Genomic DNA, 15,753 nt, shown 5'->3' with positions numbered 1-15,753 from the left:
CATGCGCCGTACCTATGCTGGAGTCGTCATCTTCCTCGCCATCCTCGCCGCCCTGCACGCGTGGATCGGCTTTCAACTGCTGCCGGCGCTGACCGGCGGCAGCGCCTGGGTTGTCCTCGGCGTCGCCGTGCTGGCGGTGTCGGTGCTGCTGATGCCGGCGGCCATGTTCGCTCCCATCCTGAAGCGTCGCGGCATGGCCGAGGCGCCGGCCGACCGGCTGGCCTGGGCCGGCATGCTGGCCATGGGCGCGTTTTCCTCGGCGCTGCTGTTGACTATTTTGCGCGTCGTCGCGCTGGCGTTGCTGCCGTTGTTCTCGTTGTCCGACATCCACCTGCGCGAGCTCGACGAGCTGACCGCGTGGCTGGTGCTGGCGCTGACCGCGGCGGCCACCGTGATCGGCTTCCTCAACGCGCGCCGCACCGCGGCCGTGGTGGAGGTAAGCGTGCCGATCGCCAACCTGCCGCGCGCGCTGGAAGGCTTCACCATCGTCCAGATCAGCGACATCCACGTCGGCCCCACCATCAAGCGTCCCTACCTGCAGGCCATCGTCGACAAGGTCAACGCCCTGCAGCCCGACGTGGTGGCCGTCACCGGCGACCTGGTCGACGGCAGCGTGCGCCAGCTGGCGTCGCATACCGCGCCGCTGGCTGACATTCGCGCGCGCCACGGCGCCTACTTCGTCACCGGCAACCATGAGTACTATTCCAACGCGCATGAGTGGATAGACGAAGTGCGTCGCCTGGGCCTGACCGTGCTGATGAACGAACACGTGGTGCTGCGCCACGACGGCGCCGGCCTGGTACTGGCCGGCGTGACCGACTTCACCGCCCACCAGTTCGACCCCGCGCATCGCAGCGATCCGCACGCCGCCATCGAAAACGCCCCGACCGACGGCCCGCGCATCCTGCTGGCGCACCAGCCGCGCAGCGCGGTGGCGGCGGCCGAGGCCGGCTTTGACCTGCAGCTGTCGGGCCACACCCATGGCGGCCAGTTCTTCCCGTGGAATTTCTTCGTGCCGCTGCAGCAGCCGTATGTGGCGGGCCTCAAGCGCCTGCACAAGCTGTGGATCTACGTCAGCCGCGGCACCGGCTATTGGGGCCCGCCCAAGCGCCTGCTGGCGCCGTCGGAGATCACGCGCGTCAAGCTCACGGCCGGCTGAGCGCTTCTCTTTTTCTTGTTCCCTGACGTCAGGCGACGGCCAGCGCGTCGCTGTCCTGCGCCTGTCGCGCCAGCCGGCGCAAGGCCTGCGGCGGCTGGCCGAACAGCCGCATGCAGGCGCGCCGCATGCGGTCGGTGTCGCCGAAGCCGGTGACGCGGGCGATATGCTCCAGCGACTCGCTGGACTCTTCGATGCGGATGCGCGCGGCTTCCGCACGCATCTGCTCGATCGCCTTGGCCGGCGTCTGTCCGGTCTCGGCGCTGAAGGCGCGGTCGAACTGGCGGCGTGACAGGCAGGCCACTTCGGCCAGGATATCCACCGTCAATTCCTGATGCAGGTTCTCGCGCGCGAAGGTGAGGGCGGTGCGGATGCGATCACTTCCTCCATCCATGTCCTGCAGCGCCGAGAACTGCGACTGCCCGCCCGGGCGGCGGTGGAACACCACCAGCTCGCGCGCCACCGCCTTGGCCAGCTCGACGCCGTGATCGTCCTCGATCAGCGCCAGCGCCAGGTCGATGCCGGCCGAGATGCCGGCTGAGGTCCACACCGCGCCGTCGCGCGAATAGATACGGTCGCTCTCCACCAGCACCTGAGGGTGCATCTTCTGCAGCTTGGCCGCCATGCGCCAGTGGGTAGTGGCGCGCCGGCCGTCGAGCACGCCGGCTGCCGCCAGCACGAAGGCGCCGGTGCACACGCCGGCGATGCGGCGCGAGCGTTTGGCCGCGCGCACGATGTAGTCGCGCAATTCCCCCGACACCAGCCCTTCGCGCGGCGCGCCGCCGCCGGCCACCACCAGCGTGTCGTAGCGCTGCGCGCCGATGCGCTCGGTCTGCACGCAGGCGCCGGCCGAACTGCGGATCATGCCGCCCGGCTCGGACAACAGCGTCAGCCGGTACAGCGTCTTGCCCGACACCCGGTTGGCGGCATCGAAGGCCGACAGCGGGCCGGTGAAGTCGAGCATGCTGCAGTCGGCGAAGATCAGGAAGGCGGTGTCGCGGGTTGGCATGGCGGGCTCCGGCAGAGATCTGCGAATGGCTTGATTTGCTGGAATTATGACATTTTGGACGAGCTCCTGCCGGTGACACTGCACGGGTTTTCATTGCCTGCCTGAAGGAGCCCGTCATGCGATCCGCCGCAACATCCGACCCAGGCACGGGCCGGAGCGCCGACCACAGCGTCGCGCAACATCCTGCCCAGCCGCCTGTCCGCGCCGATGGTCACCGCTGGAAAGTACTGGCCGCCGGCGTCGCCGCCAATGCCAGTTTCTCGGCCTTCTTCTCCGGCATCCCGGTGACCTCGGTGGTGTTGCGCACCGACTACCGGCTCAGCAATACCGAGCTCGGCCTTGCGCTCGGCCTGCTGAGCCTGGGCGTGGCCTTGGGCGAACTGCCGTGGGGTGTGCTGACCGACAAGCTGGGCGACCGCAAGGTCCTGCTGGCCGGCCTGCTGGGCACGATCGCCGCTCTCTGGCTGCTGATCGTAACGGCCTTGCCGGGGCAGGGCGGCGACACCTACGTCTGGCTGTGCGCCGGCCTGATGCTGGCGGGCTTGCTGGGCGGCAGCGTCAACGGTTCCTCCGGCCGCGCGATCATGGCTTGGTTTCGCGACGGCGAACGCGGCCTGGCGATGAGCATCCGCCAGACTGCGGTGCCGCTGGGCGGAGGCATCGGCGCCTTGCTGTTGCCGTCGCTGGCCGCCCATGCCGGTTTCGGCGCGGTGTACATCGCGCTGATCGCAGCTTGCGCAGCCAGCGTCGCACTGACGCTGGTGTGGCTGCGCGAGCCGCCGGCTGCAGATGCGCCCGTCGCCGCGCCTGCTGCCCCCGTCACATCACAGCCCGCGTTGCGCAGCACCGTGGTCTGGCGCCTAGCGCTGGCCACGGGTTTGCTGTGCGCGCCGCAGGTGGCCCTGATCAGCTTTGGCGGCATCTTCCTGCAGGAGCGCGCCCATGCCGGCCTGCTGCTGATCAGCGCGGCCCTGACGACGGTGCAGCTGGGGGCGGCGGTGTGCCGCATCGCCAGCGGCCGCTGGACCGACCGGCGCGGTGAGCGGCGTGCTTATCTGCGCGGCTGCGCCTTGTTGAGCGCGGCCTTGTTCGCGCTGTTGGGAACGCTGGCATCGGTCGGCGCATGGGGCGCGGCGCCGCTGGGCATCGCCATCGTCGCCGCCGGCGTCGCCGTGTCGGCCTGGCATGGCGTGGCCTACACCGAGCTGGCGGTCATGGCCGGTCCGGCGCAGATCGGCACCGCGTTGGGGCTGGGCAACAGCTGCGTGTTCGGGGTGTTCTTCCTGACGGCGCAGGCGGTGCCTGCGTTGCTGCATCGGGGCGGGTGGGGGACGGTCTGGCTGGCCGTGGCCCTGGTCGCGCTGGCGGTGTATCCGCTGTTTCCGGCGCCGCGCAAGGGCTGAGGCCGTTCGCATTTATGCAAAAAGACCGGTCTTAGACGACCGGTCTAATTTTTCGTTAAAATGGCCGCCATGAGAGAAACTTATGGCGAAACCAAACGCAACATCCTGACGGCCGGCCGCGCGATCATCGCGCAGAAGGGCTTCTCGGGTGTCGGCCTGTCCGAGATCCTGGCCGCGGCCGAGATTCCCAAGGGCTCCTTCTATCACTACTTCGGCTCCAAGGAACAGTACGGGCGCGAGCTCATCGAGCACTATGTCGAGGGCTACCTCGAGCTGCTGGGCAAGGTACTGGACGATGCCGTCTACGGCGCCAGCGCGCGCGAGCGCCTGCTGACCTACTGGGGTTATTGGCTGGAGAGCCAGTGCTGCTAGGAGCTTGAGCAGCGTTGCCTGGTGGTCAAGCTGTCGGCTGAAGTGGCCGACCTGTCCGACGACATGCGGGTGGTGCTGCACGAAGGCACCGGCCGTTTCATCGCCCGCATCGCCGACTGCATCGCCGAAGGCGTTGCCGACGGCTCGCTGCACACCGTGCTCGATCCCTTGCCCACCGCCACCATGCTCTACCAGCTATGGCTGGGCGCCAGCCTGCTCTCCAAGCTTAGTCGCGACCGCGTACCCATGGAAAGCGCGATGCACGTGACCCGGCGCGTGCTGGTGCCGCCGCAATGATCTTCTCTATCTTCTTCCTCCCGATCCGGATTCGTATTTCCTTCAGAAAGGACTCCCGATGAGCGCCACGTCCACCCCTACCACTCCTTCCACCAACCGCCGCATCGTGCTGGCCTCGCGTCCCACCGGCGCGCCCACGGTCGACAATTTCCGCCTTGAGCAAGTCCCCGTGCCGACGCCGCAGGACGGCCAGCTGCTGCTGCGCGCCGAGTGGCTGTCGCTCGATCCCTACATGCGCGGTCGCATGAGCGACGCGCCGTCCTACGCGCCGCCGGTGGAGATCGACGCCGTCATGACCGGCGGCACCGTGTCGCGCGTGGTGGCTTCGCGCCATCCCGAGTTCAAGGAGGGCGACCTGGTGATGGCCTATACCGGCTGGCAGGAATACGCGATCACCGACGGCACCGGCGCCACCCGGCTGCCGCCCGACTTCAGCCACCCCTCGTATGCGCTGGGCGCGCTCGGCATGCCGGGCTACACGGCGTACGCCGGCCTGATCGACATCGGCCAGCCGCGCCCCGGCGAAACCGTGGTGGTGGCCGCGGCCACCGGTGCGGTCGGCTCGATGGTGGGGCAGATCGCCCGCATCAAGGGCTGCCGCGTGGTCGGCGTGGCCGGCGGCGCCGAGAAGTGCGCGTTCGCGGTCAAGGAACTGGGCTTCGACGCCTGCATCGACCACCGCGCGCCGGACTTCGCAGCGCAGCTTGAGGCGGCCTGCCCGAAGGGCATCGACATCTATTTCGAGAACGTCGGCGGCGCCGTGTTCGACGCCGTGGTGCCGCTGTTGAACACCCACGCGCGCATCCCCGTGTGCGGGCTGATCGCCCACTACAACGGCGGCAGCGTCGCCACCGACAGCACCGCCTTCCTGCGCAGCGTGCTGACCAAGCGCATCCAGATCCGGGGCTTCATCATCTTCGACTACTACGTCAACCGCCCCGAACTGCACGCGGCCTTCCAGCACGACGTCGCCGGCTGGCTCAAGGACGGCAGCCTGCGCTACCGCGAGGACGTTACGCAAGGATTGGAAAACGCGCCGCAAGCCTTCATCGGCCTGCTGCAGGGCAAGAACTTCGGCAAGCTCGTCGTCAAGCTGGACTGAGCGGGCAGGACCATATTCCGGGCAAGCACCCCGGCAACCCGGCGCGGCGGTGATCCTGCTGCGCCATCAGGATTCCATTCATGATTCCCTTTTCCGTACTCGACCTGTCCCCCATCAACAAGGGCAGCACCGCCGCACAGGCGTTCAACAACACCAAGGAGCTGGCGCAGCTGGCCGAGAAGCTGGGCTACAAGCGCTACTGGCTGGCCGAGCACCACAACATGAGCGGCATCGCCAGCGCCGCCACCTCGCTGGTGATCTCGCACGTGGCCGCCAATACCAAGAGCATCCGCGTGGGTGCCGGCGGCATCATGCTGCCCAACCATTCGCCGCTGGTGATCGCCGAGCAGTTCGGCACGCTGGAGTCGCTCTACCCGGGGCGCATCGACCTGGGCCTGGGCCGCGCGCCCGGTTCCGACCAGCGCACCGCACGCGCGCTGCGCCGCCACATGGGCGGCGACACCGCCGAGAATTTCCCGCAGGACGTGGTCGAGCTGCAGGACTACTTCGCCGAGCCCTCGGACTACCAGGGCCTGCGCGCCGTGCCCGGCGCCGGCCTGCATGTGCCGCTGTGGCTGTTGGGTTCCAGCATGTTCAGCGCGCAGCTGGCGGCCGAGCTGGGCCTGCCGTTCGCCTTCGCCTCGCACTTCGCGCCGGGCTTCATGAAGTCGGCGGTGGAGATCTACCGCGCCCGCTTCAAGCCGTCGGCCGCGCTGCAAAAGCCGTATGTGATGCTGGGCCTGAACGTGTTCGCCGCCGACACCGACCGCGAGGCCGAGCGCCTGTTCAGCTCGCTGCAGCAGCAATTCATCAACCTGATCCGCGGCACCCCGGGCCAGCTCAACCCGCCGGTGGACGATATCAGCGACTACTGGCAGCCGGGCGAGCAGGCCCACGTCGAACGCTCGCTGGCCTGCGCCGTGGTGGGGGATCGCGAGACCGTGCGCGAAGGTCTGCAGAACTTCATCGACGACACCGCCCCCGATGAGCTGATGATCACTGCGCAGATCTACGATCACGCCGCGCGCCTGCATTCCTTCGGCATCGTGGCCGAGGTGCGCGAGGAGCTGGAGAGCAGGGTGGCGATTTAACGGCAGTTGGCGACGCGGGGTCCCGCGGCGATACCTTTCCTTCGCAACAAAAGAAAACGGCATTGCCCATCACAGGCAATGCCGTTTTTTCATCGGCGAAAGCAAACGCGCCTATTCCATCCCCAGCATGCGCGCCAGGCTGTTGCCGCTCTTCTCGCTGACCAGGTGGATGTGCTCTTCCAGCGAGCGCAGGTGCGACTCCATCGCTGCCACCGCGCCTTCGGCGTCGCCGCGCTCGATCAGGTCGACGATGTGGGTATGTTCCTCATGCTCGCAGGAGGCGTAGCCGGCCGGCTCGTGCAGCGCCACGATCAGCGAGCAGCGCGATACCAGTTCGCCCAGGTAACGCTGCAGCGTGGCGTTGCGCGAGAGCTCGGCCACCCGCATGTGGAAGGACGACGCCAGCCGCGCCCAGCGGGTCTGGGCGTAGCTGTGCATGACCTCGTGTTCTTCTTTCAGCTGGCGGCGCAGCTTGCTCAGGTCGGCGCGGGTGGCGTTCTGCACCGCCAGGCGCATGATGGCCGCCTCCAGCGCACGACGCGCCTCGAAGATCTCGCGCGTTTCGGCCGGCGTGGGCATGGCCACCACCGCGCCGCGGTTCGGGCGCAGCTCCACGATGTGTTCGTGCGCCAGCTTTTGCAGCGCCTTCTGCACCACGGTGCGGCCGACCCCGAACAGCTCGCACAAGGCCGCCTCGGGCAGCTTGGTGCCCGGCGTCAGGCGCTGGTCCATGACGCTCTCGAAGACCGTGTTGTAGATGCGGGTGATGATGTCTTCGCCGGCGTCGTTGTCGGCCTGCAGCACCGGCGCCTCGGCCAGCGCATCGTGCCGGACGCGCGGGCGGCCGGCGCGGGACTGGCGTGCCGGCGCGGCTTCGGCATGGCCGGCCTGGCGGGCGCTGCGTTTGCTGCTGCGGGGGGATGTGTCGCTCATCGTCTTGTGCATCGTTGGTGGATCGCGCGCGGCCTGTGGCGCAGGCCGCGCGTGGGTCGGTCAGGTTTCCTGCAGCGCCTGCCGGATGGTCGTGGCCAGCCGGATCAGGGCCAGGTCGCTGCCGGCCGGGCCCAGCAATGATACGCCGATCGGCAACCCTTCGGGCGTGGTGAAGGGGATGCTGACCTGCGGCAGTCCGGACAAACCGGCGATGCAGGTGATGCGGAAGCAGCGCGCGCGAATGTCGTCGATCTGCTGCGGCGACGCGTCGCGCAGCGGCGCCACGCTGGCTGCCGAAGGGATCACCGCCACGCCGTCGGCGCCGAGGAAGGAGCGCACCTGGTGGCGCACCAGCAGCTGCTTTTCGCGCGCGGCCTGTGCGGTTTCCGCGCCGGTGTCGCGCGCCATGTTCCAGCGCCCCTGCACCGCCGGGCCGAACGTGGGCGCATGCTCGGTGATCCATTTCTTGTGGGTCTGCCATGCCTCGTAGGCCGAGGCACTGATGTAGGCGCGACGCCAGTGTTCCAGTTCATCTTCGCCGGTGGTCAGGCGCGCGTGCTCGCCGTGCAGGCGCGCCTGCAGCGCTTCATAGACACGCAGCACCGCCGGGTGGAATACCGCGTCGGCTTGCTCCAGTACATCGAAGGGCAACAGGGCGCGCCTGAGGGCGACCTCGCCGGTCTGCGGCAGTAGCGCCTGCCCGACCCGTTCGAAGACGGCGGCGTCCGACGCCAGCCAGGTGACGGTGTCGAAGCTCGGCGACAGCGGCGCCATCGCAGCGGCCGACAGCAGGCCGAAGCTGGTGCGCAGGCCCCAGACGCCGCAGTAGCTGGCCGGCACCCGGGTCGAGCCGCCGGTGTCGGTGCCCAGCGCGAAGTCGCACAGGCGCGCCGCCACCGCCGCCGCCGAGCCGCTGGAGGATCCGCCCGGCACGCGGCCGGGGGCGGCGACGTTGTCCGGCGTGCCGTAGTGGTGGTTGTCGCCGTGGATGCTGTAGGCGATCTCGTCGGTCAGGGTCTTGCCGACCATGTCGGCGCCGGCATCCAGCAGCGTCTGCACCACTGCGTTGGTGCGGGTGGGCACGGCGTGCGTGCGCAGCCAGTCGGGGTTGCCGGCACCGGTGGGCTGGCCGGCGATGTCGAACAGGTCCTTGACGCCGAAGCTCAGGCCCGAGAGCGGGCCGTGCGGCGCGCCGTCCAGGCGGTAGCGGCCGTGCGGGACGAAGGCGCCGATCTCATCGGCGCGGTCGAACGGGCCGAAGTTCAGGGGGCTTGCTGCTTGATTCACTTGTTTCTCCATCGTTGTTGTTGGCGCGCTCAGAAGGGCAGGCGCAGTTCTTCCAGCGCGTCCACGTGGTCGCAGATCGCGCCCGGCGTGGTGAACCAGATCTCGCCGCGGTCACGCGCGGCCGCCAGGTGTTCCAGCGCCGTGCGCAGGTGGCGCAGGCGATAGGGCTGGCCCACCAGGTAGGGATGCAGGGCGATGCCCATCACCAGCGGCTGCTGCGCCGACTGGGCCAGCATCTCGTCGAAGTTGTCGACGATCATGCGGGCGAAGTCGCGGCCGTCCATCTGGCGCGCCACGATCATCGGGATGTCGTTCAGCTCCTGCGGGTAGGGAATCGACCACAGGCTGCCGCCGTCGCGCGTGCGCATGCGCACCGGCTGGTCGTCGTGCGCCCAGTTCAGGTTGTAGCGATAACCGGATTGCTGCAGCAGGTCGGGCGTGCACAGGCTTTCCGAGATCCATGGCGAGAGCCAGCCGGTGGGCGCGGTGCCGCTTTCGGCGGCGATGCGCTCGCGGCAGTGGCGCAGCAGCGCCAGCTCCTCGGCTTCGGGCAGTGTGCCCTGCTGCTGCGCGTTGGTGTGGCCGTGGCCGATGATCTCGTCGCCGCGCGCGGCGAAGGCGGCCACCAGCTCGGGGCAATGGTCGTACAGCGCGGTATTGATCAGCACCCCGGCCGGCAGCGCCAGCTGGTCGAACAGATCGAGGCAACGCCAGGCGCCGACGCGGTTGCCGTATTCGCGCCAGGCGTAGTTGAGCACGTCCGGCTCCGGGCAGACCGGCCCCAGCTTGGCGCCCAGGCCTTCGCCGAAGGCGAAGTGCTCGATGTTGAAGCCGAGGTAGACCGCCAGCCGCGCGCCGTTGGGCCAGCGGTACTGCGGTCGCCGGTGGATGGCCGAGTAGCCGAAGCGGCCGTGGCTGCGCAGCGCGCCATAGGCTGGCGGCGCGACATTGTCGATATCGCGGCCCAGCGCGTCCCCGGCGCCGGGCGGCAGGATGGTGGCTTGCATCGCGTCCCCCATCACAGCTCGGCCAGGCCGGCGCGCGCCAGCAGGCGCTCGGCGCTGTCGTTCCAGACATCCATCTGCACGATCAGGCCGTGGCGGATCACGTAGCGGTCGACGTAACGGTTGCCCTCGAAAGCCTCGCCGTCCGGCCACACGCCGTACAGCGTTCCGCGGTTGTAGACCACCGCCTCTTCCACGCTGGCGCCGGCCATCACCTCGGTGCCTTCAAAGCGCTTCTTGACCCAGCCGTAGCGCGTTGCGTTGAAGGCCGCGCATTGCGCCGGGTCGATCATCTCGCGCCCGCCGGTGAAGCGGATCTTCAGCTCCGGCGAGACGAAGCGGCGCGCCGCCGCCGGATCGGGAATCATCAGTACGCGCAGGTATTCGTCGACCAGCGCAGCGGGATCGTAGGGCAGGGCGGCGCCCTGCGTCGTGTTTGATGATGGTGCGGCGTGCATCATTTTCTCCATGTCTTGCACAAGATGTGTGCGTTATTGGCTGCAATGTTTGTGATTTATCAGCGGCAATAAATGAAGATATTTGCTTCGTATATATAAGTAATATTGTCGGCAAAAATTACCTTCAGCTGCGGCGCTTGGCATAGCCCTTGCATAAGTCATGCCGGGAACCCCGAACTCACAATTGCCAACCTGGAGGGAAGTCAAATGAACCGTTTCACCCGCCGTACCCTGATCGCCGCCGCAGCGGCCACCGTCGCCGCCGCACTATCGCCGCTGGCGCTGGCCGCCGACACCATCAAGATCGGCCTGGTCACCGCGCTGTCGGGCCAGTCCGCGCAAGCCGGCGAGGCGCTGACCCGCGGCATGACCATCGCCATCGACGAGATCAACGCCAAGGGCGGCCTCCTGGGCGGCCGCAAGCTGGAGCTGGTGCGCCGTGACGACGAGGCCAATCCGGCCAAGGGCGTGGTGGCCGCGCGCGAACTGATCTTCAAGGAAAAGGTGGCGGTGCTGTTCGGCGGTCTGGATACCCCGGTGTCGATGGCCATCGTGCCCATCGCCAACCAGGAGAAGGTGCCCTTCGTGGGACCGTGGGCGGCCGGCACCGGCGTGACCAAGAACGGCGCCAATCCCAACTACGCATTCCGCGTGTCGGCGGTGGATGAGCTGGTCGACAAGGCGATGCTGACCTACGCCCAGAAGACCTTCAAGAGCGCCAAGGCCGGCCTGATCCTGGTCAACAACCCGTGGGGCGAATCCAATGAAAAGGGCATCGTCGCCGCGCTGGCCGAGAAGGGCCTGAAGCCGGCCGGCGTCGAGAAGTTTGAAGCCAGCGACGTCGACGTGGTGCCGCAGCTGTCCCGCCTGAAGGCTGCCGGCGCCGACACGCTCTACCTGGTCGGCAACGTCGGCCCTTCGGCGCAGGTGGTCAAGTCGCTCGACCGCATGGGCTGGAAGGTGCCGGTGGTGTCGCACTGGGGCCCGGCCGGCGGCCGCTTCACCGAGCTGGCCGGACCGAACGCGAAGAACGTGCACTTTGTCCAGACCTTCAGCTTCTTCGGCAAGCTCTCGCCGGTGGGCGAGAAGGTGGTGGCCGAGCTGAAGGCCAAGTATCCCTCGATCAAGGGCCCGGACGACATCACCCCGGCGGTGGGCGTGGCCAACGCCTATGACGGCGTGCAGCTGGCCGCGCTGGCGATCGCCAAGGCCGGTTCCACCAACGGCGACGCGATCCGCGAAGGCTTTTACAAGATCGACCGCTACGAAGGCCTGATCAAGACCTACGTCAAGCCGTTCAGCCCGACCGTGCACGACGCGCTGCAGGCCGACGACTATGTCTGGGCGCAGTTCATCGACAACCGCATCCTGCCGGTGGGCCTGAGCCAGTAAGGCCAATGCAGTACGGCGGGCCGGGCAGCCGGTCCGCCGCGCACACACCACGATCACGCAACACCAATGGACAGACCCGCGCCGACAAAGGCAGCGGGGCAGGGAGAACAAGATGCTGCTGTTGTCGGCACTCATCAGCGGATTCGGACTGGGCAGCATGTACGGTCTGATGGCGCTCGGTTTCTACATGACGTATGCCGTTTCGGGCACCGTCAATTTCGCACAGGGCAGCTCGATGATGCTGGGCGCCGTGCTGTGCTTCACCTTCGCGCAGACGCTGGGCTGGCCGATGTGGCTGGCCGTCGTCCTGGCGCTGGCCTTGTGCGCGCTCTACGGCATGCTGGTCGAAGTGCTGGCGGTGCGCCCGTTTGCACGCCAGGGTTCCAACGCCTGGCTGATGTCCACCGTGGCGCTGGGCATCGTGCTCGATAACCTGGTCATGCACACCTTCGGCAAGGAGCCGCGCAGCCTGCCGTCGCCGTTGGCGCTGTCGTCCATCGAGGTGGGCGGCGTCGGCCTGGGAGTGTATCCGCTGCACCTGCTGATCCCGGCCATCGGCCTGGCGCTGGCGGCGCTGCTGCATACCGTTTCGCGTCGCACGCGCTGGGGCACCGCCTTGCTGGCGGTGGTGCAGAACCGCGACGCCGCGCGCCTGATGGGCATCCCCATCACCCGCGCCATCGCCGCCGCCTTTGCGCTTTCCACCCTGCTGGCCGGCGTGGCAGGCGTGCTGATCGCGCCACTGTTCAACGTCAATGCCGACATGGGCACACTGTTTGGCCTGAAGGCTTTCGCCGTGGCCATCCTGGGCGGCATCACCAGCGCCTGGGGCGTGATGATCGCAGGCCTGCTGTTCGGCATCGCCGAAGCATTGATCACTGCCACGCTTGGCTCCGGCTACACGCAGATCATCACCTTCGCGCTGGTGATCGCGGTGCTGGCAATTCGTCCCAATGGCCTGTTCGGCCGCGCACAGGTGAAAAAGGTATGAACAATCTTCCGCATTCGGTCACCGAAGCGCTGCGCCGCGCGGCGCAGACTTCCCCTTCCGCCCCGGCGGCGGCCGCTCCGCGCGCCCGGGTACGCCTGGGCCTGGGCACGCCCGCAGCGCTCGCGTGGAGTACGCTGGGCTTCATCGCCGCAGCCACGCTGGCGCTGTCGGTCAACAGTTACTACGTGTTCGTGCTGGCCGGCATTGCGCTGGTGGCCATCGTCGGCATTGGCCTGAACGTGCTGATCGGCATGACCGGCCAGGTGTCCTTCGGCCATGTCGGCTTTTACGCCGTCGGCGCTTACACCGTCGCCGTGCTTACCACCAAGGCCGGGCTTTCCTTCTGGCTGGCGTGGCCGCTGGCGGCGCTGGTCGCGGGCGCGCTGGGCGTGTTGCTGGCCTTGCCGGCGCTGCGCGTGAAGGGGCCTTATCTGGCGATGATCACCATCGCCTTCAGCTTCATCATCCAGCACGCCATCATCGAGATGCGCGACCTGACCGGCGGCCAGAACGGCATCATGGGCCTGGTCGCGCCGTCCTTCCTCGGCCTGCAGGGCGAGCGCGCCATCGCCATCCTGGGCCTGGTCACCGCCGCCGTCATGCTGGCCTGTTACTGCTGGCTCTCGCGCGGCAGTTGGGGCGCGGCCATGCGCGCGGTGCGCGACAGCGAGACCGCGTCCGAATCCATCGGCCTCAATCCGCTGGTGATCAAGACCGTCGCCTTCGCCATTTCGGCCGCGCTGGCAGGCTTGGCCGGCGGCTTGTTCGCGCCGCTGTCGACCTTCGTCACGCCGGACACGTTCAGCTTCATGCAGTCCATCCTGTTCGTGCTGGTGGTGGTGGTCGGCGGCTCCGGCTCCATCATGGGGCCGGTGATCGGCGCCATCATCGTCGGCGCGCTGCCCGAGCTGCTGTCCAGCCTGGAGGATTACCGCCTGCTGTTCTTCGGCGCCTTGCTGCTGCTGGTGCTGTGGATCGCGCCCGACGGCGTGACCGGCCTGCTGCGCAAGCTGGCGTCGGCATGGCGCAAGCCGGGCGCGGCCGTGGCTGCGGCTTCCGATGCGTCGGATACCGTCCATGACGACGTCTCGCTGACGAAGCGCAAGCGTCGCACCTTGTCGGCCGACGGCCTGACCATGGTGTTCGGCGGCGTGCGCGCGGTCGGTGGACTGGGCTTTGAGGTGCCGGCCTGCGCCGTCACCAGCCTGATCGGCCCCAACGGCGCCGGCAAGACCACGGCGCTGAACATGCTCTCCGGCTTCTATCGTCCGACCTCGGGCGGCTTCAGCCTGGGCGACACTGCGCTGGCCGGTCTGCCGGCCTTCCGCATCGCCCGTCAAGGCGTGGCGCGCACCTACCAGACTTCGCAGCTGTTCGGCAGCCTGACGGTAGCCGACAACGTCGCGCTGGCCTGCGGTCGCGGTCGCCTGGGAGGCTTGCTGTCGTCGCGCGGCTTCGACTCGTCCGACGTGCGCGAACACAGCCGCCGCCTGCTGGCCTATTGCGGCTACCGCGGCGCGCTGGACATTCCCGCCGCCGACCTGGCACACGTCGATCGCCGCCTGGTGGAGATCGCACGCGCGCTGGCGGCCGACCCCGATGTGCTGCTGCTGGATGAGCCGGCCGCCGGCCTGTCGCGCGAAGACAAGAGCATGCTGGCGCAGCTGCTGCAAAAGATCGCCGCCGCCGGCATCAGCGTGGTGGTGGTCGAGCACGACATGGAGCTGGTGATGCAGATCTCCACCCGCATCGTGGTGCTCGATGCCGGCCAGCGCCTGGCCATCGGGACCCCGCAGGAAGTGCAGAACGACCCGGCGGTCAAGCGCGCCTATCTGGGCGAGAGCACACAGCAGGCGCCGGCTGCACAGCGCGTTGCAGTGCAGGGCGCCGGCGAGTTGCTGGGCGTGGGCGAGCTGGTCACGGGCTACGGCGCCGAGCCGGTCCTGCACGGCATCAACTTGCAGGTGAAGCAGGGCGAGATGGTGGCGCTTTTGGGCGCCAACGGCGCCGGCAAGTCGACGCTGATGCGCGCGCTGGCGGGCCTGCATCGCCCGATCCAGGGCGGCATCCACGCCGGCGGCGTGAACCTGATGCACCTGCGCGCCGAGCAGATCGTGCGCCACGGCGTGGTGCTGGTGCCGGAAGGGCGCCAAGTATTCCCCGAGCTTTCGGTGCTGGACAACATCCGCCTCGGCGCTTTCCTTTATCCACAGGACGTCGACGCCCGCGTGGAAGAGATGCTGGGTCGCTTCCCGCGCCTGCGCGAGCGGCTGCACCAGCGCGCCGGCCTGCTCTCCGGCGGCGAGCAGCAAATGCTGGCGATCGCGCGCGGCCTGATGTCGCGGCCGCGCGTGCTGCTGCTGGACGAGCCCTCGTTGGGCCTGGCGCCCAAGGTGATCGCCGAGCTGTTCGCGGCGCTGGACCGCCTGCGCAACGAGAACATGACCATCGTGCTGGTGGACCAGATGGCGGCGCTGGCCTTGTCGCTGGCCGACCGCGCCTACGTGATTGAAGGCGGTCGCGTGGTGGCGCAGGGCACGGCCGCCGAGATCGCCGCCAACGACGCGCTGGCCAAGGCCTATCTTGGCGCGCACTGAACCGACTTGACCCCAGGAGCTTGCATTGGAACCGGTCACACCGTTTGAAGTGAACATCCCCGAGGTGCTGGCCGAGGTCGAGGCCGCCTTCGGTCGCTATGAAGTAGCGCTGACGACTAACCAGGTCGATGTGCTGGACGAGCTGTTTCTCGATGGCCCGCATACGGTGCGTTACGGCGCTACCGAGAACCTGGTCGGGGTCGACGAGATCCGCGCGTTTCGCATCGGGCGTTCGCCGAAGAACCTGATGCGCAGCCTGCGCCGCACGGTCATCACGAGTTATGGACGCGATTACGCGGTGGCCAACACCGAGTTCACGCGCGCAGGGGAGGCGCGCATCGGGCGCCAGAGTCATACCTGGTTGCGCTTGCCGCAGGGGTGGCGCATTGTGGCGGCGCATGTGTCGTGGATGGAGGGGGTGTAGATGGTGGCTTGGCAGGTGTTGGAGTTGTGTTTTCTGTTGCGCTTGCCAATACCTCCGTCATCCCGGCGAAGGCCGGGATCCAGCGTCGTTTGTTGCGCTTCACCGGTGCTTGTTGTTTGGGCTGGGTAGTTGGGTCTTGCAGCCTTCGTTTGCTCTGGCCTTGATGCTTGCTCTCTCCGGTCGGAGCGGAGCGCCGGGGGCGGCCCGGCAGCCGCTCACTTTTCTTGCTCCGCCAAG

At 68.1% G+C, this 15,753-nt stretch carries 13 protein-coding genes and 1 pseudogene; 9 read left to right on the top strand and 5 right to left on the bottom strand.

Annotated features, from left to right (window positions below; translation table 11 throughout):
- The first annotated feature begins 1 nt into the window (after position 1).
- Positions 2-1,159 (top strand): metallophosphoesterase, encoded by a 1,158-nt coding sequence (locus J8I26_RS22215; protein ID WP_209609343.1) that lies wholly within the window; start codon positions 2-4, stop codon positions 1,157-1,159.
- A 28-nt stretch (positions 1,160-1,187) separates the two neighbouring features.
- Here the strand turns inward: J8I26_RS22215 and J8I26_RS22210 are convergent, their stop codons facing one another.
- Positions 1,188-2,165 (bottom strand): GlxA family transcriptional regulator, encoded by a 978-nt coding sequence (locus J8I26_RS22210; protein WP_209609341.1) that lies wholly within the window; start codon positions 2,163-2,165, stop codon positions 1,188-1,190.
- Between the two features lie 116 nt (positions 2,166-2,281).
- Here J8I26_RS22210 and J8I26_RS22205 point away from each other — a divergent pair, with 116 nt between their 5' ends.
- The 4 genes and pseudogenes from J8I26_RS22205 to J8I26_RS22190 all read left to right on the top strand — a co-directional run bounded on the left by J8I26_RS22205 (position 2,282) and on the right by J8I26_RS22190 (position 6,430).
- Positions 2,282-3,568: an MFS transporter gene (locus J8I26_RS22205; RefSeq protein ID WP_209609339.1), complete on the top strand. Its 1,287-nt coding sequence runs from the start codon at positions 2,282-2,284 to the stop codon at positions 3,566-3,568.
- A 69-nt stretch (positions 3,569-3,637) separates the two neighbouring features.
- Positions 3,638-4,237: pseudogene (locus J8I26_RS22200) on the top strand (TetR/AcrR family transcriptional regulator).
- Between the two features lie 58 nt (positions 4,238-4,295).
- Entirely contained in the window at positions 4,296-5,339 is a 1,044-nt protein-coding gene (locus J8I26_RS22195; RefSeq protein ID WP_209609337.1) for an NADP-dependent oxidoreductase, read from the top strand.
- Positions 5,340-5,419: 80 nt separating this feature from the next.
- Positions 5,420-6,430 (top strand): LLM class flavin-dependent oxidoreductase, encoded by a 1,011-nt coding sequence (locus J8I26_RS22190; RefSeq protein ID WP_209609334.1) that lies wholly within the window; start codon positions 5,420-5,422, stop codon positions 6,428-6,430.
- A gap of 111 nt (positions 6,431-6,541) precedes the next feature.
- Here J8I26_RS22190 and J8I26_RS22185 read toward each other — a convergent pair whose 3' ends face one another.
- From J8I26_RS22185 to J8I26_RS22170, 4 genes are read right to left on the bottom strand one after another with little or no spacing between them, the layout of a single operon-like run.
- Complete coding sequence (locus J8I26_RS22185) at positions 6,542-7,363, bottom strand: GntR family transcriptional regulator (protein WP_209609332.1); 822 nt, start codon at positions 7,361-7,363, stop codon at positions 6,542-6,544.
- Positions 7,364-7,423: 60 nt separating this feature from the next.
- Positions 7,424-8,650, bottom strand: a complete 1,227-nt coding sequence (locus J8I26_RS22180) for an amidase (protein WP_348635355.1) — start codon at positions 8,648-8,650, stop codon at positions 7,424-7,426.
- A 29-nt stretch (positions 8,651-8,679) separates the two neighbouring features.
- Positions 8,680-9,657 (bottom strand): polysaccharide deacetylase family protein, encoded by a 978-nt coding sequence (locus J8I26_RS22175; protein WP_209609328.1) that lies wholly within the window; start codon positions 9,655-9,657, stop codon positions 8,680-8,682.
- A gap of 11 nt (positions 9,658-9,668) precedes the next feature.
- Positions 9,669-10,112, bottom strand: coding sequence for a nuclear transport factor 2 family protein (locus J8I26_RS22170; protein ID WP_209609326.1), 444 nt, complete (start codon positions 10,110-10,112; stop codon positions 9,669-9,671).
- 207 nt (positions 10,113-10,319) lie between these two features.
- Between J8I26_RS22170 and J8I26_RS22165 the strand changes: the two genes are divergently transcribed.
- From J8I26_RS22165 to hpxZ, 4 genes are all read left to right on the top strand, one after another.
- Entirely contained in the window at positions 10,320-11,504 is a 1,185-nt protein-coding gene (locus tag J8I26_RS22165; protein WP_209609324.1) for an ABC transporter substrate-binding protein, read from the top strand.
- A 112-nt stretch (positions 11,505-11,616) separates the two neighbouring features.
- A complete protein-coding gene (locus tag J8I26_RS22160) occupies positions 11,617-12,495 on the top strand; it encodes a branched-chain amino acid ABC transporter permease (RefSeq protein ID WP_209609322.1) in 879 nt (292 codons plus the stop codon).
- Positions 12,492-15,092, top strand: a complete 2,601-nt coding sequence (locus J8I26_RS22155) for an ATP-binding cassette domain-containing protein (protein ID WP_209609320.1) — start codon at positions 12,492-12,494, stop codon at positions 15,090-15,092. The genes J8I26_RS22160 and J8I26_RS22155 overlap by 4 nt, the downstream gene beginning before the upstream one ends.
- Before the next feature lie 25 nt (positions 15,093-15,117).
- Complete coding sequence (gene hpxZ, locus J8I26_RS22150; protein WP_209609317.1) at positions 15,118-15,516, top strand: oxalurate catabolism protein HpxZ; 399 nt, start codon at positions 15,118-15,120, stop codon at positions 15,514-15,516.
- Positions 15,517-15,753 lie beyond the last annotated feature (237 nt).

Source organism: Herbaspirillum sp. LeCh32-8, assembly GCF_017814915.1.
GTDB lineage: Bacteria > Pseudomonadota > Gammaproteobacteria > Burkholderiales > Burkholderiaceae_D > Herbaspirillum.
The sequence above is the reverse complement of the archived record's forward strand: the minus strand, read 5'-3'. Positions and strand labels throughout refer to the sequence as shown.

Bases quoted from the DNA above. Each gene is read 5' to 3' on its own strand.
- J8I26_RS22160 (WP_209609322.1), top strand. From the start codon at position 11,617: ATGCTGCTGTTGTCGGCACTCATCAGCGGATTCGGACTGGGCAGCATG.
- J8I26_RS22155 (WP_209609320.1), top strand. From the start codon at position 12,492: ATGAACAATCTTCCGCATTCGGTCACCGAAGCGCTGCGCCGCGCGGCG.
- J8I26_RS22165 (WP_209609324.1), top strand. From the start codon at position 10,320: ATGAACCGTTTCACCCGCCGTACCCTGATCGCCGCCGCAGCGGCCACC.
- J8I26_RS22205 (WP_209609339.1), top strand. From the start codon at position 2,282: ATGCGATCCGCCGCAACATCCGACCCAGGCACGGGCCGGAGCGCCGAC.
- J8I26_RS22210 (WP_209609341.1), bottom strand. From the start codon at position 2,165: ATGCCAACCCGCGACACCGCCTTCCTGATCTTCGCCGACTGCAGCATG.
- J8I26_RS22185 (WP_209609332.1), bottom strand. From the start codon at position 7,363: ATGAGCGACACATCCCCCCGCAGCAGCAAACGCAGCGCCCGCCAGGCC.
- J8I26_RS22170 (WP_209609326.1), bottom strand. From the start codon at position 10,112: ATGCACGCCGCACCATCATCAAACACGACGCAGGGCGCCGCCCTGCCC.
- J8I26_RS22175 (WP_209609328.1), bottom strand. From the start codon at position 9,657: ATGCAAGCCACCATCCTGCCGCCCGGCGCCGGGGACGCGCTGGGCCGC.
- J8I26_RS22215 (WP_209609343.1), top strand. From the start codon at position 2: ATGCGCCGTACCTATGCTGGAGTCGTCATCTTCCTCGCCATCCTCGCC.
- J8I26_RS22195 (WP_209609337.1), top strand. From the start codon at position 4,296: ATGAGCGCCACGTCCACCCCTACCACTCCTTCCACCAACCGCCGCATC.
- J8I26_RS22190 (WP_209609334.1), top strand. From the start codon at position 5,420: ATGATTCCCTTTTCCGTACTCGACCTGTCCCCCATCAACAAGGGCAGC.